Source organism: Chitinophagales bacterium (assembly GCA_020636495.1).
GTDB lineage: Bacteria > Bacteroidota > Bacteroidia > Chitinophagales > Chitinophagaceae > UBA5543.
Genome location: JACJXQ010000008.1, coordinates 1,447,226 through 1,471,114, shown reverse-complemented (window position 1 = coordinate 1,471,114; position 23,889 = coordinate 1,447,226). Strand labels below are relative to the sequence as shown.

At 44.0% G+C, this 23,889-nt stretch carries 14 protein-coding genes; 7 read left to right on the top strand and 7 right to left on the bottom strand.

From position 1 onward, the window contains the following. Positions 1–59: 59 nt before the first annotated feature. On the bottom strand, positions 60–3,791 hold the full coding sequence (gene porU / locus H6550_06330) for a type IX secretion system sortase PorU (GenBank protein ID MCB9045737.1): 3,732 nt from the start codon (positions 3,789–3,791) through the stop codon (positions 60–62). Between the two features lie 290 nt (positions 3,792–4,081). Between porU and H6550_06325 the strand changes: the two genes are divergently transcribed. After that, the gene (locus H6550_06325) at positions 4,082–5,614 is read left to right on the top strand and encodes an SUMF1/EgtB/PvdO family nonheme iron enzyme (GenBank protein ID MCB9045736.1); all 1,533 of its coding nucleotides are present in this window, start codon (positions 4,082–4,084) and stop codon (positions 5,612–5,614) included. A gap of 343 nt (positions 5,615–5,957) precedes the next feature. Continuing rightward, complete coding sequence (locus H6550_06320; GenBank protein MCB9045735.1) at positions 5,958–6,389, top strand: calcium-binding EGF-like domain-containing protein; 432 nt, start codon at positions 5,958–5,960, stop codon at positions 6,387–6,389. Positions 6,390–6,738: 349 nt separating this feature from the next. Here H6550_06320 and H6550_06315 read toward each other — a convergent pair whose 3' ends face one another. Further along, complete coding sequence (locus H6550_06315) at positions 6,739–7,278, bottom strand: hypothetical protein (GenBank protein MCB9045734.1); 540 nt, start codon at positions 7,276–7,278, stop codon at positions 6,739–6,741. A 268-nt stretch (positions 7,279–7,546) separates the two neighbouring features. Between H6550_06315 and secA the strand changes: the two genes are divergently transcribed. The 3 genes from secA (at position 7,547) to H6550_06300 (ending at position 12,967) form a co-directional block, all read left to right on the top strand. Next, on the top strand, positions 7,547–10,867 hold the full coding sequence (secA, locus tag H6550_06310; protein ID MCB9045733.1) for a preprotein translocase subunit SecA: 3,321 nt from the start codon (positions 7,547–7,549) through the stop codon (positions 10,865–10,867). 157 nt (positions 10,868–11,024) lie between these two features. Further along, positions 11,025–11,597 carry a hypothetical protein gene (locus H6550_06305; GenBank protein ID MCB9045732.1) on the top strand — a complete coding sequence of 191 codons (573 nt, stop codon included), beginning with the start codon at positions 11,025–11,027 and terminating at the stop codon, positions 11,595–11,597. Between the two features lie 86 nt (positions 11,598–11,683). Then, positions 11,684–12,967, top strand: coding sequence for a UDP-N-acetylmuramoyl-tripeptide--D-alanyl-D-alanine ligase (locus tag H6550_06300; protein ID MCB9045731.1), 1,284 nt, complete (start codon positions 11,684–11,686; stop codon positions 12,965–12,967). A gap of 2 nt (positions 12,968–12,969) precedes the next feature. Here the strand turns inward: H6550_06300 and H6550_06295 are convergent, their stop codons facing one another. Genes H6550_06295 through H6550_06285 form a run of 3 tightly spaced genes read right to left on the bottom strand, consistent with a single transcriptional unit; the run spans position 12,970 to position 18,956 of the window. Then, positions 12,970–14,934: a T9SS type A sorting domain-containing protein gene (locus tag H6550_06295; GenBank protein ID MCB9045730.1), complete on the bottom strand. Its 1,965-nt coding sequence runs from the start codon at positions 14,932–14,934 to the stop codon at positions 12,970–12,972. 51 nt (positions 14,935–14,985) lie between these two features. After that, positions 14,986–16,983: a T9SS type A sorting domain-containing protein gene (locus tag H6550_06290; GenBank protein ID MCB9045729.1), complete on the bottom strand. Its 1,998-nt coding sequence runs from the start codon at positions 16,981–16,983 to the stop codon at positions 14,986–14,988. Further along, on the bottom strand, positions 16,980–18,956 hold the full coding sequence (locus H6550_06285; protein MCB9045728.1) for a T9SS type A sorting domain-containing protein: 1,977 nt from the start codon (positions 18,954–18,956) through the stop codon (positions 16,980–16,982). Before H6550_06285 ends, H6550_06290 begins: the two co-directional genes overlap by 4 nt. A 357-nt stretch (positions 18,957–19,313) precedes the next feature. Here H6550_06285 and H6550_06280 point away from each other — a divergent pair, with 357 nt between their 5' ends. Further along, positions 19,314–21,230 (top strand): arginine--tRNA ligase, encoded by a 1,917-nt coding sequence (locus tag H6550_06280; protein MCB9045727.1) that lies wholly within the window; start codon positions 19,314–19,316, stop codon positions 21,228–21,230. A 3-nt stretch (positions 21,231–21,233) separates the two neighbouring features. Here H6550_06280 and H6550_06275 read toward each other — a convergent pair whose 3' ends face one another. Next, positions 21,234–22,478, bottom strand: coding sequence for an ABC transporter permease (locus H6550_06275; GenBank protein MCB9045726.1), 1,245 nt, complete (start codon positions 22,476–22,478; stop codon positions 21,234–21,236). After that, positions 22,475–22,861, bottom strand: a complete 387-nt coding sequence (gene rbfA, locus H6550_06270) for a 30S ribosome-binding factor RbfA (protein MCB9045725.1) — start codon at positions 22,859–22,861, stop codon at positions 22,475–22,477. Before rbfA ends, H6550_06275 begins: the two co-directional genes overlap by 4 nt. Positions 22,862–22,961: 100 nt before the next feature. Here rbfA and H6550_06265 point away from each other — a divergent pair, with 100 nt between their 5' ends. Then, positions 22,962–23,837, top strand: a complete 876-nt coding sequence (locus tag H6550_06265) for an Omp28-related outer membrane protein (GenBank protein ID MCB9045724.1) — start codon at positions 22,962–22,964, stop codon at positions 23,835–23,837. Positions 23,838–23,889 lie beyond the last annotated feature (52 nt).

Here is a 23,889-nt window from a genome sequence, read left to right as displayed (position 1 = left end):
GCAAATCCAGACTTATGTCCTGCTGAACATGCCGCAATTTAAACAAAGCGGCCCATATATTAACGTACGATAACCAATTTTTGGTATGCTGTGTTCTTAATACCGTCTTCTGTGGCTATCATCATCCTGTAAATATACATACCTGCAGGCAGTTTCGCACCATTGTTATCTGTGCCATCCCAGGTAATTTCATTGCTGTGGCTGCCTGTTGTAATGAAGTTCTGTTTCAGATTACGCACCCATACCCCCGATGTGGTATATATGTTAATTTCTGCAGAAAGGTCAACGTCTGGCTGGTTATGCTCAAAAACAAAATGTGTCTGATCTTTGAACGGATTAGGATAATTCATCAGATCTTTCACTTTAACGATTTCTCCGTTGGCCACTTCAAAATCTACATACCCTTCGCCTGAATTATTGTTCACATCCCATGCCTTTACCGTAAAACGATGCCTTCCGTCAGGAATACCATCTACGGGAAAATAGACGTACCCTCTTTTATAGGTGTTAGGAGCCGTTTCGTAGTAATCGTTCATGATATACGGCTTTGAAACATCTCCGTCAAGTATAGCAACCAGATCGTGTCCTATAGAATTTCCGGATACATTTATACCTGTTTCGTCTTCCAGTATGGCAAAAATAGCCGTGTTGGTACCTGTAAGACCACCATTTATAAAAAGGCTGTCTTTAATGAAAGGTTTCACTACAGGTGCATCATTCTCCCTGATGGGATTATCCGAATACCCGCCCACTTTCACAGTAGTATCGCGGCCTGCAGCATCGGTCTCTCCATCGTCTGCGTAAAAACTAATGGTTCCATTACCCATCTCGTAGTTAATGTCCTTGGGTGCAATAAAAGCAAAGGAGAACTTGCCTTTATCCACTGTAGCCTTGCCCTTGTATATAGTGTTATTCAACACCCGGAATGTTTTGTCTATACCCGGTGTAATGGTCTTGACCGTACGCGCTTTATCAAAAATCGTTACTGCAAGTACACCATTAAAGTCTGTCAAAATGCTGCCATTTACATCAGTTACTTCTCCATCAATTATATACTCTCCCAACGCTCCGATGGTATTAGTGCCGGTACCGGTAGCACCATCTTTTACTGAAGTAGTATGTATGAAGTACCTGGGGAAGTTTGGCTCAAGGGCAGGATCACCGAGCAGCGCAAATTTGCGGAAGTTCTTAACTACGTCAGAGGTGGATGAAGCTTTACTGTATGTGCCATTCTTACCAATACGCATGGCATCTCCGAAAGTGTTCCACCTTCCATTTATATGTTCAAACTGGGCTGAAAGGAATTCCCGGTTCAGTATCTCGTTTGCATAAGCATAGACAAGATGTGTGGTAGTGAGCGTAGCTATTACACCACCATCAGATTTCAGCATCAATTCCTCACCCGATGACACAAAAGAAGGCTGATCGAACTGCCCGAAATCGCACGTAGCAGTCACCATAAACGGCATCTTATCAATATTCCTCCATTTGTTGTAGTCGTCCTTTGTCAATATACGTTCGTGAGACAGTACACTTGTATTGCCATGTCCGTTGTAGTTGAACATGAACAAACCTTTGAATATGCCGTCGTTGATAGCTTTATTAGCATCGGGCGCTCTTTGACCGCCTGGTGTGGAGATGAACTGGATCGCATCTTCATATACCTTTACAGGGTTATGAATATTACTGCGTTCTGCTACTGTGCGAACCATGGTTTCTGCATCATCCAGGTGCTCACCTGCAGCATCTTCGTTGTCAGCAACAAATAATGCATTCAATCGCCATGCACCTAAAGTTGCGGGGCTCTTGTAGTGTATGATCTTATCCACTACCCTATCTGCTTCTTCAGCACTCTTGGCCGGTATGCGCCCGACACCTATATCCAATGCATTGACTATATCATATCGTTCAATATTTTCTCCGGCATCCAGAAAGCCGAAAAAGTCATCATTGCTGTAAGTATTCAGAAAATCAAACGACTCTAATGCTTCGAAAGTAGGTACAAAGTTGGTATTGCTCTTTATCCTGTCTTTATAGTCGTATGAGGCATCTCCAAGCAGTAATAAATAGCGCGGCATGTCCGCATCATTCATGCCTGCACGCTCATAGAACATACGTGCAAAATCGCGAATGGCTGATATGTCCTGACCGGCAGATGAGAACTCATTATATACCTGCGTTGTAGTTGCCACAATCACTCGCATACCACTGCGTTTACGATGAAATTCCGCAAGTTTCTCCGCAGCTGTCTTAAAATCGGGGTGTGTTACAATGATAAAATCCACAGGAGCAGAACCGTAGAGATTCTGATTAGGAACGGTGGCAACAAATTCGGGAGCATCAAGACTACCCGCATCATTTACAACAGCAAAACGATGTAAAGACGATGCATCCTGTACAAATTCGTATACATTACCACCAACGAGGTTACCATCCATTCTTACAGGATTTTGCGGATCTGTTACGTCCCATACCTGTGTGCCGGAACCAGCGTTGGAAACACGGTACGTTGCGACATTGCCTGCCCCCACGCTATTCAGATCGCAAAAAACATTTGAGTTACCTTCTACACTTAAAGGCCTTCTGCCATTTACCCTGATATAATCCAGCCAGCCGGAACCTTCGCTTGAGTTCGTGTTGTAAGTAATTGTAATAGTTGCCGATTTACCGGGATGAGGTAACCTCCAAATCGCCTCCTGCCCCATAGCTTTAGGCGCATAATCATAATTGTTGGTAGCAGATACATCTAATGTAGACATCTGTTTACCATCCAGCGATAAGGTGAAAATACCTGGTGCAGTAGAAGTATTTACTACATGCGTCCTGAACTCAACAGTATCCAGCATGCTGCCGATGTCAAGAGTAAAGCTATGAGTATTCTCTTTGCCGGGGGCGCTGCTAAACTCCTCGCCCCACCATCTTTTACCAAAGTTTTGCGGGTTGGCCAGGTCCTCTTCGTGCAAAACAGCTCCTGAATAAGTATTTACAATAAGGTTACCCGATGGTTTATTGATTTGCGTAGTTACTCTTTTTTCAGCTTTCGCATCAAAGTTCAGCAGGTAGTAGCCCTTGTCCGCATAATAATTCTTTTCCTGTACAAGCATGGACCTGTCTGAATTTGGCACCCAGTTTACCGGTCCTTGCGCATAAAACACGAAGTAATCACCAGGGTCGAATTTGCCGTCACCTCCATCATTTACCCATATAGCATTCTCGGTCAGTCCTTTCACACCGGTTTGGGGATTCTGTTCAGGGAGCATTTTACCTCCATGGCCAAATACCCTGATCTGGGAAGATGGGATACCCGTTACACCCAGTTGCGTAGAAAGGAAATTGTAATCTACCTTGTAAAGACCTGTTGACGGAACACTTACTTTATACCAGGTACCCGTTGCGAGGGGTGAATTAACATCTGCTGTTGTTTTGGCAGCACCACGGCCATTATCCACAACCGGTTCAGGAACAGTATTTTCAGTGTATTTTATCGTTAAACCTGTTACCTGTTGTAATGTACCATCCTCTTTCACGGAAAAAGCAGGAATACGTACAATGGCAAACGGCTTTTTCCTGTCTAGTCCCATCAGCACATCAAAACGCTGAACAGAAGACGGAAAAGCGTCTTCCGGCAATTTATCTATAGCAGAATATGTCACACCACTTATTTCAATAGTGGGAACAGCATAGTCATGCAGGTAAATTCTGTGAGCGATATAACCCGCCTGTATATCTAACGGTTGTACGTTAAAAGTGGTACTTTCAGACGCAACAACCGTCCATCCGGAAAGTACCATGTAAAAAACCACTAAAGTTTGAAAAAACCTGTTTTTCTTATTAATTTTCATAATATTTATGGGTGTGTCAAAGATAGTTCTTTATAAGTTCAGACGCGTCAGCAGACAGTCACTTACATAGCACTAACGAAACAGGCTGCCATATTATTATTTTTTTGGAAAAAACAAGAAAAACAACATTTTTTTAGCATTATTCCTATAAAGCTTGACATTTTGAAAAGAACACTCTAATATTGTAACACTTTAACAGATTATTCAACACAATTTGTAGCAAATATTTTTCTTTGATTATGAAAAGATCTCTTCTCGGCGTGACACTGCTTTGTATAGGCGCGGCAACCATTTTTTCGGCTTGTTCGTCCAACAGTAAACCATCCGGAGTTTCCCGTGTAACTGGTTGGGACTATAACGACCCACGCCTTGGCGGTTTTGATGTGGCTAACTATCATGGCCAGCAAACCGGCCCCGGCCTTACTTTCGTTGAAGGTGGTCGTTTTACTATGGGACAAACCGAAGAAGACCTGCATATAGACAGGAACAATGTTCCGCGTACTGTTTCGGTATCTTCTTTCTACATGGACGAAACCGAGGTAGCGAACGTACACTACCGCGAGTATATCTACTGGTTAAGCCGCACATATGGTGCTGACTATCCATTGGTTATAGCAGATGCAATGCCTGACACATCAGTTTGGCGCTCTGCATTGTCTTACAACGAACCATATGTACAGTATTACTTCCGTGCAGCTGCATACGATATGTATCCGGTTGTAGGTGTTAACTGGCACCAGGCACGCGCTTTCGCTAAATGGCGTAGTGACCGTGTTAACGAAATGATCATGATAAAATCAGGTCGCCTGAAGAGGAATCCTAACCAGGTGAACGAAGATATCTTTGATAGTGAAACTTATGTAAACGGTCAATATGAAGGTTTACCAGCTAAAGGCCGTAAAAAAGACCTGGATCCACAAGGTTCTGGTTCTCGTAACATGAGGTACTCTGACGGACAATTGCTGCCAAACTACCGCCTGCCAACTGAAGCTGAGTGGGAATACGCTGCACTGGGTAACATTGGTAATAATCCTGAGCCTGAGACCAAGCGTCGTCGTGGTGAAGAAGTTATCACTGACCGCAACGTTTACCCTTGGGGTGATGCATACACAACCCGTTATGGCCTGCGTAACTCATACCAAGGTGAATTCCTGGGTAACTTCAAACGTGGTAAAGGTGATGTAATGGGTGTTGCCGGTGGTCTGAACGACAACGCTGACGTAACTGCTCCTGTTACTTCTTATGTTCCTAACTCTTATGGCCTGTACAACATGGCAGGTAACGTTTCTGAGTGGGTTCTGGATACTTACCGTCCTTATACACGCGATCTGAATGACTTCCGTCCTTTCCGTGGTAATGTTTACGAAACATATGTAAGGCTGGCTGAAGATAACGCACTGGAAGAAAAAGATACACTGGGTCACTTACAAACACGCCTGATGGATAGCACTGAAATGGCATCTTATGAAAGGTTTGACGGACTGGATGCTGACCTGAGGAACTACCAGGATGGTGACAGCGCTTCTATGTTCACATATGCATACGGTACTAACACCCTGATCAACAACGAAGCTAAAGTTATCAAAGGTGGTTCATGGAATGATCGCGCATACTACATGAATCCGGGTACACGCCGTTTCATGCACGCTTACAAGGCTAGCTCTACTGTTGGTTTCCGTTGCGTTATGGATCGCTTAGGTTCTCCTAATGGTGACAATGGCGAAAGGGCTGGTAACTACTTCGGTGGTAAAGGCCGCGCTCCAAGAAGATAATCGAAGACTACAAATAGTGTAAAAAAGGATGCCAAATGGCATCCTTTTTTTATGGTTAATAATATAGCAGTTCACCCTTTGCTAAGCATGCAATGTTCCTTTAACTAAAACGCCTACATTCCCTCAGGAGCTATGATACAAGATGAGGATTATATAGACTGTAATTTTGAAGATTGTTCCTGTTTATTAGAAAGGGCGAATACCCTGAATAAGGATTGTTTGAGTTGACACAAAAAAACAAACGTCCACCTGTTAATAATATCTTTTCAATGAAACCGGAACATGACATTAATCATATTTCCATATATAACTGCGCAATAGCTTTGCATAAAACATACAAACTATGCAACGCAACATTATTATTGCAGCAATGATCACAATCTCATCTTTTAGTATTGCCTTGTATACAGGCTGCACCAAGACTGACAGTTGTGACAACATCTCGTGTAAGAACGGGGGAACATGTGTCAACGGCGCATGCAACTGCCCTACGGGCTATACAGGCACCTTGTGTGAGACAAAGAAGTGCGAGGCCAATAACACAGCTTCCGTGCGGTTTATTAACAAAACGGGCACGAGCCAAACCTATTCCGTTGTTTGGGATGGCTCTGTAATAACTACCCTGGGGCCCGGAGCAACCTCTGAGTATTATACAGTAGCTGCGGGACAACATACCCTGCACTTTATGATCTCTAATTCAGGTACTGAGGCATGTACACAAAGCACACCTAACCTGGCAGTATGTAGCTCTATGGAGTATTGGTGTACCAAATAGGATCTTGGGGGTATTAAGGTATAATAAGCACCATTATTGCCCTGCCGCAGAATATGCCTGCAGAAGCGTCTTAAAGACCGCTGCAGGCATATTTTATTAATACACCCCGTAAGAGATATTATTGCATTTTGCAGAGCTCCCGGCTAATGACTTATGAGCGATCGGTTAGATCATTACCTCGATATTAAAGAACGCTACGCCTCGCCCATACCCTAATGCCCATAAACTGCAGGATGACTAAAACAGAGGCCGGAATTACGCTTAAACGTGTTGGTTGGACACATGACCTGACACCAACAAAAAAACCGCCACGGGAAACCCGCGGCGGTCGCTTATAATTTAGATGTACTTACAGTTGATTGTACAGAGTAGCGTCTGTGCTACGTTTGATACCGTAGTACTGGAAAGTTTTACGACGATAGCCTTTTTTGTAGTAGTTATCAGTATCACCTTCCTCAGGAACAGTTACCCAATCGTGATTTTTAGGAACATACCAACGGTATACTTCTACCGTGTTAGGACCACGACGAGTTAAAGCATAGAACTGCAAACTCTTGTCAGTGTATCCCATTTTGATCATATCGTCATCGCTGAACTCATCTTCTGCGATGCTTGCGTAATCTTTAGTGTGCGGATTGTACCAACGATAAACTGCTACACGGTCAGGAGCAGGGTTACGATAAGCCACAAACACCGGTGTTTTGTCTTTCCAGTTCCAATTCAACAATTGTCCTTCCTGGAACTCACCATCTGCTACGGTTACATAGTTTTGATCTGTTGGGTTATACCAACGGAATACCCTTACTAATTCATCTTCTTGCGCAAAACCACTGTTTGCCATGAACACTGATACCAAAACAGTTGTAACGAGGATGAAGGCTTTTTTCATAATTAATTGCTTTTTCTGAATTTATTCCCCAAAATACATAAAAAATTTCTTGCCCTGCAAGCTATTACAATAAAAAATTTTTATCCCTGCCATTTACCGTATGCCCATGCTTGTTGAAATGCCGCATTTGGCGTAGCTTTGACCCCCTTACGTGCCAGCCTGTCAGTTATACAAATATTGCATGGGATTTGATACAGAAGGGTAATATATAGCTCATTAAGAGACATTTACACGTTTAAAACCAACTTTAAAATAACAGAACTTAAAAATGATAGGTTTTCTTTCCAAGATATTCGGTGGCAGTAAGTCTGATAAAGACGTAAAAAAGCTGACCCCTATTGTTACCGAGATCAATAAATACTACGAAGAATTACATAACCTGACCAACGACCAGCTCAGAAATAAGACGGTTGAGTTCAGGAATACTATACGTGAATACCTGGCAGATATTGATGCGGAAATAGCCGCAAAAAAGGCCGAAGGCGACGACCACCCGGATGCTGACCTGCATGCACGTGAAGCTATTTACGATGAAGTAGATAAAATGTCTAAAAGGCGCGATGAACTGCTGGAAGAAGTATTGCTGAAAATACTGCCTGAAGCATTTGCTGTAGTAAAAGAAACTGCACGCCGCTTCAAAGACAACGCGGAACTGGCTGCTACAGCAACAGACCTGGACAGGGAGTTGGCAGTGAACAAAGAGCACATCAACATTGAAGGTGAGAACGTAATATACAAGAACACATGGATGGCAGCAGGCAACCAGGTGACCTGGAACATGCTGCATTACGATGTTCAGCTTATTGGCGGGATGGTTCTACACCAGGGTAAAATATCCGAAATGGCAACAGGTGAGGGTAAAACACTCGTATCTACCCTACCCGCATACCTGAATGCACTTGCCGGACAAGGTGTGCATATAGTTACAGTGAATGATTACCTGGCTCGTCGTGACCAGGAGTGGAACTCGCCGATATTCGAATTCCTGGGCCTGACAACGGACTGTATAGATAAACATCAGCCTAACTCTGAGGAAAGGCGTAAAGCTTACCTGGCAGACATCACCTACGGTACCAACAACGAATTCGGCTTTGACTACCTGCGTGATAATATGGTGCACCAGCCTGACGAAATGGTGCAGCGTAAACACCATTATGCTATGGTGGATGAAGTGGATAGCGTACTGATAGATGATGCACGTACACCCCTGATCATATCAGGTCCCGTGCCTCGTGGCGATGAGCAACAATTTGCACAACTGAAGCCTCGTATTGAGAAGCTGGTAGAGGAACAGAGAAAAGTAGCCAGCAAGAGCCTGATAGAAGCCAAGAAGCTGATAGCTGATGGCAAGAACGACAAAGAAAATGGCGGACTGCACTTGTACCGTGCGCACAGGGGCTTACCCAAAAACAATGCACTGATCAAATTCCTGAGCGAAGAAGGTAACAGGCAGATACTGCAGAAAACAGAGAATTACTACCTGGGTGAGCAGATGCGTAATATGCCTAAAGTAGACAGCGAATTGTTCTTTACAATTGACGAAAAGAACAATAGTGTTGACCTGACTGACAAAGGCCTGAACCTGATAACCGGGCATGCAGAGGATCCTAACTTCTTCGTACTTCCTGAAATTGCTACAGAGTTGGCTGAAATTGAGAAAATGGATGTCAGCGATGAAGAAAAAGCACAACGAAAAGATATAGTACTGCAGGATTACGCTGTTAAAGCAGACCGTATCCACTCTTTACAACAATTACTGAAAGCTTATACTCTGTTTGAGAAAGACGTAGAGTATGTAGTTATTGAGGGTAAAGTAAAAATAGTAGACGAGCAAACAGGCCGTATCATGGAAGGCCGCCGTTATAGTGACGGGTTGCACCAGGCAATAGAATCGAAAGAGAACGTAACAGTTGAGGCTGCGACACAGACATTTGCAACCATTACTCTGCAGAACTTCTTCCGTATGTATCACAAACTGGCAGGTATGACCGGTACAGCTGAAACAGAAGCAGGTGAATTCTGGGAGATATACAAACTGGACGTAGTAACGATACCTACCAACCTGCCTATTGCACGTAAAGATGAACAGGATCTTGTATACAAGACCAAAAGAGAAAAATACAAAGCTGTAATAGACGAAATAGAGGTATTAACCGCAAAAGGGCGTCCTGTGCTGGTGGGTACCACTTCAGTAGAGGTGTCGGAGTTGCTGGGACGTATGCTGCAACAGAAAAAGATAAAACACAACGTACTGAATGCCAAACAACACTCACGTGAGGCATCGATCGTAGCAGAAGCCGGTATTGCAGGAGCCGTGACCATAGCCACTAACATGGCTGGTCGTGGTACGGATATCAAGCTCGGACCCGGTGTTAAAGAAGCAGGAGGCCTGGCCATTATAGGTACAGAACGTCACGAGAGTCGTCGTGTAGACCGCCAGTTGCGTGGTCGTGCAGGACGCCAGGGCGATCCCGGTAGTTCACAGTTCTTCGTATCGCTGGAAGACGACCTGATGCGTTTGTTCCAATCAGGACGTATTGCGTCGCTGATGGATAAAATGGGTCACAAAGAAGGCGAGGTGCTACAGCATAGCATGATCACCAAATCAATAGAGCGTGCCCAGACCAAAGTTGAAGAGAACAACTTTGGTATACGTAAACGCTTGCTGGAGTTTGACGATGTAATGAACTCTCAGCGTGATGTTATCTATAAACGCAGACGACATGCTTTACATGGCGACCGCTTGTCTATCGACCTGGATAACGCTATGTATGATGTTTGTCTTGACCTGGCTACCCAGTTTGAAGACAACCGTGATTTTGAAGCCTTCAGGATTGAAGTAATGAAACACCTGGCAATGGAACCGGATGCATCACTTGCTAATGGCTTTGACAAGGCCAGTATGGAGAAGATCGGCTACGACCTGTATCATGAGGCCAAAAGCCTGTATACGCGCAAAATGGCAGCCATTGCTGCTAATATACAGCCTAACCTGGCAAGACTGCAGGAAGAGAATGGTGAGCGTATCAAAGACATACTGATACCATTTACTGACGGTATCAGGGGCATACAGGTACAAACAGAGCTGAAAGGTGCTGTAGAGGCTAATTCACGCCCGGTTATCACTACACTTGAAAAGAGTATCACTCTGGCGCTGATAGATGATGCATGGAAAGAGCACCTGCGTGCCATGGATGACCTGCGTTCTTCCGTACAAATGGCCTCTTATGAGCAGAAAGACCCATTGCTTATATATAAGTTCGAAGGTTTCAACCTCTTCAAGGAAATGCTCCTGAATACCAACCGGAACATCGTATCCTTCCTGCTGCGCGCCGGTATCCCTATGCAGGAAGAGCCGCCAAAAGCTGCAAGGCAGGAGCCGCAACGTACGGATATGAGCCAGATGCATATGAACAAAGAAGAAATTGATGCCGCAGGTGATGACTATGCAGCTAACGAAAGGGATATGTATGACAACAGCGGGGAAGCCCCGAGGCAGACGCCTGCTGTTGCAGAGCCTAAAATAGGCCGAAACGACCCCTGCCCTTGCGGTAGCGGAAAAAAATACAAGCAGTGCCATGGTAGATAATAACTACCTCGCATAAAGCAAATTAAAAGCCCCGGAGCAGTTCCGGGGCTTTTAATTTAAATAAACCCTATACGACAATCCACATACGTTATTATTTACTTTTGACTTTTGACATTCTAGGTTTTACATTTGCAGAAAGACATACTTTATTCAGACAATGAAAAATAACAGAACGAATATACTTTTAGCCGGCGGATTGATATTATTGGCAGTGGTGGTGCGTATCGTCAATTACGAGTTACACATATATAACTTAGCCCCTGTAGCAGCCATAGGGCTATTCAGTGGCGCCATACTTAAAAATAAAAAGGCAGCTTACCTGTTACCACTGCTGGCTATGTTCGTATCCGATACCTACATCCAGTTTTTCACCCCCATGAAGGGCTTTTATGATATTTCACAGTTCTTCGTTTACGGTGCCATGGCTATCATCACCTTCCTGGGTACTACTATGAAGAATCAAAGGCCTTTAAGAGTGGCAGGCTACTCGATCGCAGGTTCAGCCATATTCTTCATCTTGTCCAACTTCGGTACTTTCCTGACAGGTTATTGGGGTCTTGACTTCCAGGGACTGGTAACTACCTACCTGATGGCAATACCTTTCTATACAAAAGAAGGCACCAGCTTTTTTGCCAACACTTTTGTTGGCGACCTGGTATTCAGCGGCCTGCTGTTTGGTGCATTTGCAGTGCTGAAAAACGCAGTAACGGGCAAGGTTGCAAGGGCGTAATCACATAAAGACATTGAGAAAAGAAAAGAGGTTGCAACTGTTGCAACCTCTTTTCTTATTTTAGCACTATTGAAAAGCACGATCAATTGGAAATAACCGAATTATACAAGCTATATCTGCAACACCCTTCCGTACAGACAGATACACGCAAACTGAAGGAAGGTGATATCTATTTTGCATTGAAGGGACCAAACTTCAACGGCAATACATTTGCACTACAAGCCTTAGATGCAGGAGCCTCTTATGCTGTTGTAGATGAAGCAGAATATGCCACTAACGATAGGTGCATACTTGTGGCAGACGTACTCAGTACCCTGCAGGCTCTGGCCAGGCACCACAGGCAACAATTAAATATACCATTCATAGCCATAACAGGCAGCAACGGTAAAACTACGACCAAAGAGCTGGTGACTAGCGTACTGCAGCAACAATACAAAACTCACGCTACACGCGGCAACCTGAATAACCATATCGGCGTCCCCCTGACATTACTAAGTATCCCTTTGGATACAGAAATGGCCGTTATTGAAATGGGGGCCAACCATCAAAAAGAAATTGCCTCTTACTGCGAAATAGCTCTGCCTACACATGGCATCATCAACAATTGTGGCAAAGCACATATTGAGGGTTTTGGAGGCATAGAAGGTGTACGTAAAGGAAAAGGCGAGTTATATGACTATTTAAGAGTCAATAACGGCACTATCTTCCGCAATACCGACCTTGACTACCTGAAGGACATGGCACAAGGTATCGGGCAGCAGATCACTTACGGCAGTGCCAATGCTACCTACGTAGGCAAACCATTGATGGACGATATGTTCCTGAAAGTAGCCGTCTTGAGCAAAGGTGCAGAAACCTCGATCCCAACACATCTTGTAGGCGAATATAACTTCCCCAATGTGATGGTAGCGGTAGCAGTGGGTTTACACTTCGACATTTCTATTGATACGATAAAAACGGCTATAGGAGCCTACAATCCTGACAACAGCCGCTCTCAATGGATGCAGATGGGCAGCAACCAGTTGATACTGGATGCATATAATGCCAACCCTACCAGCATGCGTGCAGCTATTATCAACTTTGCCAAAGCCGACCTACCCAATAAAATGTTGTGGCTGGGCGGCATGAAAGAAATGGGCAATACCGAAGAACAAGAACATAAAGACCTTGTTGCACTGATACAGGAATATAACTGGAGTGATGTAATACTGGTGGGCAAAGAGTTCAATGGTATTACAAGTGGTTATACTCACTTCAACACTTCGGCCGAGGCAAAAGAACACATTGCAACTCACAAGCCCGAACATGCATCTATACTCGTAAAAGGCTCAAGAAGCAGCAAAATGGAGGTTATGACAGAAGCTTTATAAGTTTACCACACAACAGTAAAGGGCACAATAACTGTTTCTCTGCCTATAAACAGCTTCGCAAAATACACACCCGACCATAAACGCCCCTGCAGCTCTATCTTGTCTGATACTATCTTATTAATGGGAATAAGATCCTGTTTGTGTATCTCTCCACCCAGAGTTGAAAAGATCACCACCGGTATCGGGTTGTCATTATACACCAACCCTTTTATGGTAAAGGTGCCGCTATTGGGGTTAGGATACAATACAAAGGTACCCGTGTCTTTTACATCATATATCCTCACCTCTATCTCCGATGAATCTGAACATCCAAGATATTCAGTAATCAACTTGTAGGTTCCCGTTTGGGACAATGATACATCCGGAATACTCGGATTGTACGTGTTATTACTGAAACCTTCGGGGCCTGTCCACATTACAGAAGCTCCTATGGTTGGGTTCGTCAATTCAAGGTGCAAGGTACCATGTATGCCTAATGGTGTATTGGCTGCCAACACAGGTTTTACTGCTGCGGGATTGACCACTACCTCTACAGTGTCCCTGACAACACATTCCTTGTCGCGGACGGAGAAAATATACTTACCGCTCTCGTCCTTAGTTTTTGTCAGGGATGCCACCCCCTTCTCACTTGCAGAAAAACCAACAGGACCTTCCCAGCTATACTCAAAAGGACTGCTCCCTTCTGCATCTCCGCTCAGCAACAGGCTGTCACCTGCACATACAGGGCTATTACTTGTTGCTTGCACATTGTGCGCCCGGTTACCTTCCAGCACTTCAACTGTTGTTGTGTCAGATGTGCTGCAACGGTATATCTTGGCGGTAACCACATAATCACCCGCATTGGCCTTTACAGGGCCGGTCAGTACAGGATTTTGCAGAAACGAACCGAAGTTATTCGGGCCGGTCCATTTGTAGGTGGCTCCGGTAGTATCCTGAGTTGCTGTCAGCCTGAGGGTGTCATTGGCGCATACAGGACCATTGTTCAATGCTACCAGGTTGTCTATATGTACTATTGAAATGTCTACACCATTATCCACTGAAGTCTCGGCCGGAGCAGTACACACTGCCCTGATGCGATAACCCTTGCCATTAGGTGTATTGGCAGGTACATTACAAATCATCAGTCCCGACTTGTTGCTTTGTTTCGACCCGATATCTACAGGATTAGCAAAACTACCATTGGCATCAGATAGCTGAATCGTAACTACATTATTGGCTGGCGACAATAAACGGGTCCAATACTTCACTTGAATAGCATCTCCTGCACACAATATGCCGTCTGTATATTCAACCTTAACAGTGTCAAGCAATCTTACTACAACTGAGTCGACATAGAAATAAGGAGGTGACGGTTGCGAGCCATTGATAAAGCTGTTGGAGTCAAGGAAACTACCGATGATAATTTTATCATAAGCTGAGTCCGCAACAAACGTTTTTGTCAGTCTTACCCAATTATTCTTTTCGGTGATGATCCCGAATTCAGTGTATATGATCGTAGGTATTAACGTTAAAGAGGTATATTGGTTAATAGTATATGGCCCTGAATTGTAAAAATGTATGCCGAGGTCACTTACACCATGCAATGTACTATCAGCTAATGATACAGACATAGAAACTTCATACTCACCTCCTTTTGTAAGAGGCGTAATATCTCTTGCTATGTACTCTTTATACTCACCATTAACATTCACACAATAAAAGCCCACGTAACCATTACCGCTTGCAGGTTGCTGATACCCGAAGTAATTTGCAGGAGCGGCAACATGCCAATTGGTAGCACAAACATTAAAATAGTCGGGGGTACCGCCTGTAGTATACCTTCGCCAGCCCGTCGCTAAGTTGATCTGTGAATAGTCAGATGGACAACCCGCATAATCTTCAAAATTGCCGTTGGGTACATAATTCTGCTGGGCACCGGCGATAGTGTTCAGGCATAAGAATATTATGAGCTGCAATGATCGTTTCATAATAATACCGGCAGAAGATGTTGCACGTTAAATATAGGCATTTAAGGCCAATTACCACACAACAGTAAAGGGTACAATAACTGTTTCTCTGCCTATAAACAGCTTCGCAAAATACACACCCGACCATAAACGCCCCTGCAGCTCTATCTTGTCTGATACTATCTTATTCACGGGAATAAGATCCTGTTTGTGTATCTCTCCACCCAGAGTTGAAAAGATCACCACCGGTATCGGGTTGTCATTATACACCAACCCTTTTATGGTAAAGGTGCCGCTATTGGGGTTAGGATACAATACAAAGGTACCCGTGTCTTTTACATCATATATCCTCACCTCTATCTCCGATGAATCTGAACATCCAAGATATTCAGTAATCAACTTGTAGGTTCCCGTTTGGGACAATGATACATCCGGAATACTCGGATTGTACGTGTTATTACTGAAACCTTCGGGGCCTGTCCACATTACAGAAGCTCCTATGGTTGGGTTCGTCAATTCAAGGTGCAAGGTACCATGTATGCCTAATGGTGTATTGGCTGCCAACACAGGTTTTACTGCTGCGGGATTGACCACTACCTCTACAGTGTCCCTGACAACACATTCCTTGTCGCGGACGGAGAAAATATACTTACCGCTCTCGTCCTTAGTTTTTGTCAGGGATGCCACCCCCTTCTCACTTGCAGAAAAACCAACAGGACCTTCCCAGCTATACTCAAAAGGACTGCTCCCTTCTGCATCTCCGCTCAGCAACAGGCTGTCACCTGCACATACAGGGCTATTACTTGTTGCTTGCACATTGTGCGCCCGGTTACCTTCCAGCACTTCAACTGTTGTTGTGTCAGATGTGCTGCAACGGTATATCTTGGCGGTAACCACATAATCACCCGCATTGGCCTTTACAGGGCCGGTCAGTACAGGATTTTGCAGAAACGAACCGAAGTTATTCGGGCCGGTCCATTTGTAGGTGGCTCCGGTAGTATCCTGAGTTGCTGTCAGCCTGAGGGTGTCATTGGCGCATACAGGACCATTGTTCAATGCTACCAGGTTGTCTATATGTACTATTGAAATGTCTACACCATTATCCACTGAAGTCTCGGCCGGAGCAGTACACACTGCCCTGATGCGATAACCGTTACCATTAGGCGTATTGGGTGGTATATTACATACCATCAAGCCTGATTTGTTACTTTGCTTCGACCCTATTTCTACAGGATTAGCAAAACTGCCATTTGCATCAGAAAGCTGTATCGTCACAACATTATTTGCAGGAGACAATAAACGGGTCCAATACTTCACTTGAATAGCATCTCCTGCACACAATATGCCGTCTGTATATTCAACCTTAACAGTATCCAGTAATCTCACAACTATTGAATCAATATAATAGTAGGGCACATCAACACCTGTTACTCCCGGCGGGAACGGCACAGATGGCAACGGTTCAAAAATGGTCCTGCTGTTTGAATCTTTAAAACTACCAATTACAATGTTATCGTAGGCAGAGTCTGCAACAAAGGTCTTTGTAAGCCGCATCCAGTTGACCTGGTCTTCCAGGTATCCGTAACTGGTAAATATTACCTGGGGCTTGACCGGTGGTGTTGTATCTGCATAGATGAAGGCCGGCCCGCTTTTATAAAAGAAAACGCCTATATCACTTTCTGCAGTATCTGAAGTGTCGCATAAAGAAAGTGACAAAGACACTTCATATTCTCCACCCGGAGTAAGGGGTATTATATCACGTGTTACATACTCTTTATATTCTCCAAGGCCATTTGAGGCATAGACTCCTACATATCCCTGCCCACTGGCCGGCTGTTGATACCCGAAATAATTAGCCGGTGTTGACAATCGCCAGTTAGTAGCGCAACTGTTGAAATAATCCGGCGTACCTCCTGAATATTTGCGCCAGCCTCTTGCCAGGTTTATCTGTGAATAATCAGACGGGCAACCTACATAATCTTCGAAATCACCATTAGGCACATAATTCTGTTGAGCATTGGCAAATAAGCTTGTCAGCAACATTAATATGACGGATAGTACATTTTTCATTTTACAACAGATATGGGTATTAGTATTGTCTTTCTATCAACGAATAATTCTATAAAATAAATACCAGGAGCAATATGGCCGGGTAGTCTCACCTTTTCAGATACAACCTTATTATCCGGCACAATATCCTGTTTATATGTCAGGTTGCCCATTTCAGAAAAAACGACCATCGGGATATTACTATCGTTATAAACATAACCCTCTATGGTAAAGGTACCATTACTAGGATTGGGATAAATAACGATCATCCCGGTGTCGAGGGACTCATTTATCTCAACACTTATCGTTGATGAATCAATGCACCCTTCCAGGTTCTCTATCAAAATATACGACCCTGCATTCAGCACCTTTACATTCGGGATAGACGCACGATATGAATGAGCTGTAAAGCCCGCCGGACCCTTCCATAACACCGTAGCCCCCTTAACAGGGTTATTAAGTTCCAGCGTAAGTGTTTCATGAACTTCCAACGGGCTGTTACTCTTAATCAGCGGCTTTTCAGGCAAAGGGTTTACTTTGATTTTTATTGTATCGATCATGAAACATGCATCCGTACCAACCGACAAAAAATAATTACCCGACATAGATGTGTCTGCCGCAAAAACAGATAAATCTTGCCCGCTATCGACAAAGGCAGCCGGACCACTCCACAGATAATTGAGTTTCACTCCATCTGCAATGGCAGACAAATGAATGGTATCACCTACGCAAACAGGTGTATTGCCCGATGTACGAATATTTGTAGCCCTGTTACCTTCATAAACACTAACGGTGGTCGTGTCGCTTGAGGCACACCCATTTATCTTTGTTGTCACGATGTAATCACCACTATTTGCATTTACCGGAGCAATGATAAACGTATCCCGCTGAACACAACTGAAACCTGACGGCCCTATCCAGCTATACTCAACTCCGGCTGTAGTCGATGTTGCTGACAACCTCAATGTATCCGAAGTGCATACTGGTCCGTCATTTTCGGCTACCGGTTTATCAATCCCTGTTATACTTATGTCAAAACCATTATCAACAGTAGTATCAGCCGGAGCAGTAGAGGTGGCCCTGATACGATAGCTATTACCGGTATGCGTGGCAGGAGGAATAATGCACCGGATAGTCCCGCCGAGGTTTGCCTGCATGGTACCAATATCAACAGGGGAAACGAAACTTCCTGAAGCGTCAGAAAGCTGTATGGTGAATACATTGTTGTTTTGGGTTTGCAGTACCGTCCTGTACGCAACGGTTATTGTGTCGCCTGCACAAAGGTTTGTATCTGCAAACTGGATCGAAAAAGTATCCAGTATCTTCACCACGACAGAATCAATATAATAATAAGCCCGGTTATAGAAATTATGCGCTACAGTATCTTTCAATATATGGCTTGAATCCAGGAAACAACCGATAATTATACTATTATATGCAGAATCGGCCATGAATACCTGAGAAAGCCTCACCCAGTTAGCAGTATCTTTTATTGTACCTGCATAATTGTATAGTACCTGGGGAGTAACCTTCAATGTTGATTGTTGTGAGACTTGCCCGGGACCGGATTCAAAAAAATATGCTCCCAAACCATTGGTAGCAAACATAGACTTGTTGGCCAGTGATACTGACATAGAAACTTCATACTCCGTACCAGGCACTAATGGTATTATTTGTCGGGCAACATACTCCTTGAAGTCCAGGTTTGAATAAGTATATGTATACATGCCTACATATGCCTCACCATTGGCCGGCTTTTGCCAACCAAAACTATTTTCAGGTGTAGAGATATAAATATTGTTTGTACAGGAATTAAAATAATCCGGCGTACCTATAGTGTATTGTATCCACCCTTTACAATTTCCAACCTGCGAAACATCTGACGGACAGGACGTAACCTCTTCAAAGTTACCATTCGGCACATGGTTTTGCTGTCCCGAAGCACGGACCACATATAATGTCAATAACCACAACAGCAAGCAGGTAGTCTTCATATCTTGTTTACCAACATAAATATACTCATATAATAGGTAACCATTATGCTCTATAAGGACATACAAAAATTTACCGATAAAAAAAACGGGAAAATCACGCTTTTTTCTAAAGCCTGTCAGCATTACATTTGCTAAGAGGATTTTTCAGGTCTGTATACTTCATTCACGTGCAGACCGGCATATAGAGGCTTATCGCCAAGCGGATTTAAGGACTTCAATGACATTCCCGTGCTTCCCTGGGCTCGGGCCCTGTCAGCATCGAGAACAAAAATAATACCCCTGCCCTGTAAGGAAGGGGTATTTTTTATCTTTCAGTTCTAAACTCAACTACCTATTTTTGCGCCAAATAGCAATTACATGAGTTTGGTTGAGCAATTAAAAACGGCGGCAAAAGAAGCACTGGCACATTTATATCCAGATACAGATATTCCGGTATCTGCCATTACTATTAACCAGACTAAAACCGAATTTACCGGTGATTACACATTAGTGCTGTTCCCCTTTCTTAAACTGCTGCGAACTAAACCCGATATAATTGGCAACGCTCTTGGCGAATACCTGGCAAATCATACGGAGTTCGTACAATCGTATGAAATTGTAGCTGGGTTTCTTAACCTTACCGTAAAAGACACATATTGGAACGATTTCCTGGTGCAACATTACAATGACACCAGCTATGGTACAGGTACCGCCAACAGGCAGAATGTTATGGTGGAGTACTCCTCACCCAACACCAATAAGCCACTACACTTTGGCCATATGCGTAACATCTTCCTGGGGTACGCTATGTCTGAGATATTAAAGACCTCTGGTAATAACGTGACCAAGGCCAACCTCATCAACGACAGGGGCATACACATATGCAAATCGATGGTGGCATGGCAGCACTTTGCCAATGGTGCTACTCCAGAGACTTCAGGAGTAAAAGGCGACCACCTGGTGGGTGATTATTACGTAAAATTTAATAACGCTCTGAATGAAGAGCTTGCCCCAATGCTTGATGAGCTATATTCAAAAGGAACAGTTCCAGAGTATTTAAGCGACAAAGACAAAATTCGACTGCAAGAACATTTAACCCAATTAAGTTCCGCAAAAAATGATGACGCTATTAAAGGATTGAAGTCTGACATCAAGGTATTAATGTCAAACTACACCTCAATACAAAAAGAAGCTCAACAAATGCTACTGGCATGGGAAGCGGGCGATGAAGCTACCGTAAACCTATGGAAGACCATGAATGGCTGGGTATATGACGGATTTGACGTTACCTACAAGCGTATGGGTGTAGACTTTGACAAAATGTACTACGAAAGTAACACCTACCTGCTGGGCAAAGAGATAGTGTTGAAAGGACTTGAGAAAGGCCTACTCTACAGGAAAGAGGATAATTCTGTCTGGGTCAACCTGGAAGATGAGGGGCTAGATCAGAAGCTATTATTACGTGCAGACGGCACCTCGGTGTATATGACACAGGATATTGGTACGGCCATACTCAAATACAACGACTGTAACCTGGATAAGTCTATCTACGTAATAGGCGATGAGCAGAACTACCATATGCAGGTGTTGCAACTGATACTGAAGAAACTGGGCGAACCTTGCGCTGACGGTATCTACCACCTGTCTTACGGTATGGTAGAACTACCAACAGGCCGTATGAAAAGCCGTGAAGGAACCGTTGTGGATGCTGACGACATGATAGCTGACATGGTGGACCTTGCCCGGAAGCAAACAGAAGAAGCCGGGAAGACAGAAGGATTTACAGAAGATGAACTGAAAGAATTGTACGAAACGATAGGGCTGGGGGCACTTAAATTCTATTTGCTCCGTGTAGACCCGAAAAAGAAAATGATCTTCAACCCTGAAGAATCAATAGACTTACATGGGTTCACAGCCACCTTCATACAATATGCACATGCACGTATATGCTCTATACTCAGGAAAGAAAACATTGCAAAGGTTCCGGATAGTTCCGCTTTCGCTGACTATAGACTTACGCAGGCGTTAACACCTGCTGAGAAAAAATTAATAGTAACACTGGAGCAATACCCTGAAGTAATGCAACAGGCGGCTAATGATTACAACCCATCACTGTTATGCAACTACATATTTCAACTGGCTCAACAATTCAATTCCTTCTACGATGCGCATAGCATAGCAAAAGCGGAGAACGAAGAGAAGAAACAATTACGCCTGATGATCATTGTGATGACCGCACAGGTAATGCGCCATGCCATGAATACATTGGGTATCAGGCTACCTGAAAAAATGTAACTATTAGTCGCTTTTTAATGAAAGGCCGGTCACCCTGTTGGCTCGTGCTGCAGGGAACCAGGCGGCCAGCAGGCCTATAGCCAGTATTGTGGCTAATACTACTACTATATCTGTAAGGTATAGCCTGATAGGATATGCTTCTATGATAAATGCGCCTCCCAGTTTCAGCCAACCAAACTTTTGCTGACCAAGACAAATAAGTATACCAAGTGCCAGGCCTGTTCCTCCTCCCAATAGCGACCAGAGCGCACCCTCCGACAAAAAAATGCCGCTGACATGACCATTGCGGGCACCCATAGCTTTCAATATGCCTATATCCTTTTGTTTTTCCAATACCAGCAGCGATAGCGCACCTACCATATTAAAAGCAGCTATCATCAACACCAATACAAGAATGGCATAGACAGCCCACTTTTCTGTGCGCATGATCACGTATAGGGTCTTGTTCTGTTCAAAACGGGTCTGTACAATATATTTATCTCCCAACAAAGAATGAATTTGTTCACTTACATCATCGGCATCAGCACCGGGGTACAGTAGCAACTCCAGCGAAGAATAACGGCCGGGTTCCTGCACCAGGTCCTGCATGAGCCCGATATCAGCTATCACATACTCTCCGTCAAAATCATCTTGTATAGTGAATGCACCATCGGGCCTGAGCATCAGCGAACGAAATGCACGTTCCGGCGCCTGCGCTACTTCCGAAGCAGATATCTTGGGATTGGGGTAATAGGCTTCCATAGTACTGAAAACATTATTTACATCCACACCTAGTTCGCCCGCCAGTTGACTGCCTATTACAGCAGAATGTACCGGTGTTGTAGCTATTGTGCATGTACCCTCTGTAATGTAGCTGGCAACATTATTTACTTTAAAGTAATTTGCATCTACACCTTTCAGAGTAGCTACTCTATGCTCTTCAGAGCTGCTGTTCAACAGCACTTTATCCTCAAGTACTCGGCTTACTACCTGTACACCTTCAAGGTGTTCCAGCTTTGCAAACTGTTCTTTATCTAAACTGTAAAACTTACCTTTTGCCGGGGTGATCTTTATTTCAGGATAGAATGCCGTATACAGGTCTTTTACAAGCCCTTCGAAACCATTAAAAACGGAAAATAGTATGATCATGGCTGCGGCTCCTACCCCAATAGCAACCATGCTGATACGCGACAGGATCGGCACGGCATTGGCAGAACGTTTGCCACGCAGGTACCTCCATGCCAGTTGTCGTATCAGTGTAAGATTCATTGATCCTGTTCTGTGTCCTCGCCTTTTTCGGGTTGAATATTCAGAGACTTGAATATCTCCTCCATTTTGAAAACATGGTCTAAGGTATCATCGAGATAAAATTTCAATTCCGGCACCCTGCGTAACTGATGACGTACCCGTCTGCCTAACAAGTTCCTCCACTCCGGTGTTCTGTTCGTTATTTCCTGCATCAGTGCATCCGGTTCATCTACCTTGAACAGGCTCAGGTACACTCTTGCTTCCAGCAGGTCTGGAGTTACAACTACCTTGGATATCGATACCATTCCTCCCCTGACCATACTCATGCCCTCTCGTTGGAAAATATCACTCATTTCTTCCATTACGAGCTGTCCTACCTGCTTCTGTCTTTTACTTTGCTCCATGACAAACCAATTTACAATGCAAAGTTAACCGAAATGCAATGATTCCTGTTTATTACGCCTAAATTCACTAAATTTACCTGCTTATTTGCATAGAATTCGTATGAGAAAATTATCGTTTTTAGTTGCCTTTGGTGGCATATTGTTATTCCAGGCCTGTAAAGAGGTAGGTCCGCAGATTGATTTTGGCCCTTCGGGCAACGATACAACCTATAAAACTACTCCGGAAACTGCTGATGTAAAAAAAGTATTGGCAGAAGAGTTCACGGGTGTTTCATGCCCTCCGTGCCCCGGCGGCCATGAGCAGATGGCAAGCATAAAAACAACACTGAACAACAACCTGGTTGTGATAGCTTACCATATACTGAACTACCCCCAGGCATACCCTATTGACGACGAACTGCACAAATCAAAATATGACTTCCGCACAGAAGATGCTACCAAGGTAGGTAGTGAGATATTTGGTGGTATCGGTGCTATGCCACTGGCGGGTTTCGACCGAGTGCCACAGGATGGAAGCGCTCTGCTGGGCAAAGGTCAATGGAGCAGTGCTGCACAGACAGCAGCCAATGTACCTTCTCCGTTAAACATTCATATTACCAGTAGCTTTGATGCCACTACCCGTGAAATGACAGCAGTAATACAAGTAGCCTACACGGCTAGTGTCAGCAACGATCAGAACCTGACCATCGCTATAACAGAAGATGACATAGAAGATCTGCAAAAACGAGACCTGACTGTTGTGGAAGACTACAAACACGAACACGTACTCAGGAAAATACTTACACCTATCGTCGGCAAAAAGATACCTAACGATATGGCCAAGGAGCCCGGATTAGTTTACCAGACTACCTATACAGATACACTGGATGCAAGCTGGAATGCCGACAACTGCCATGTAGTAGCATTTGTGACCAATAACTCTGCCAGTGACCGTACTGTGGTAAACGCTCAGGAAGTTAAGGTGAACGGGCTATAACCTAGTATAGAATAATAATAGATAACTTATTAACTTGTGCCTGCTTAATCAG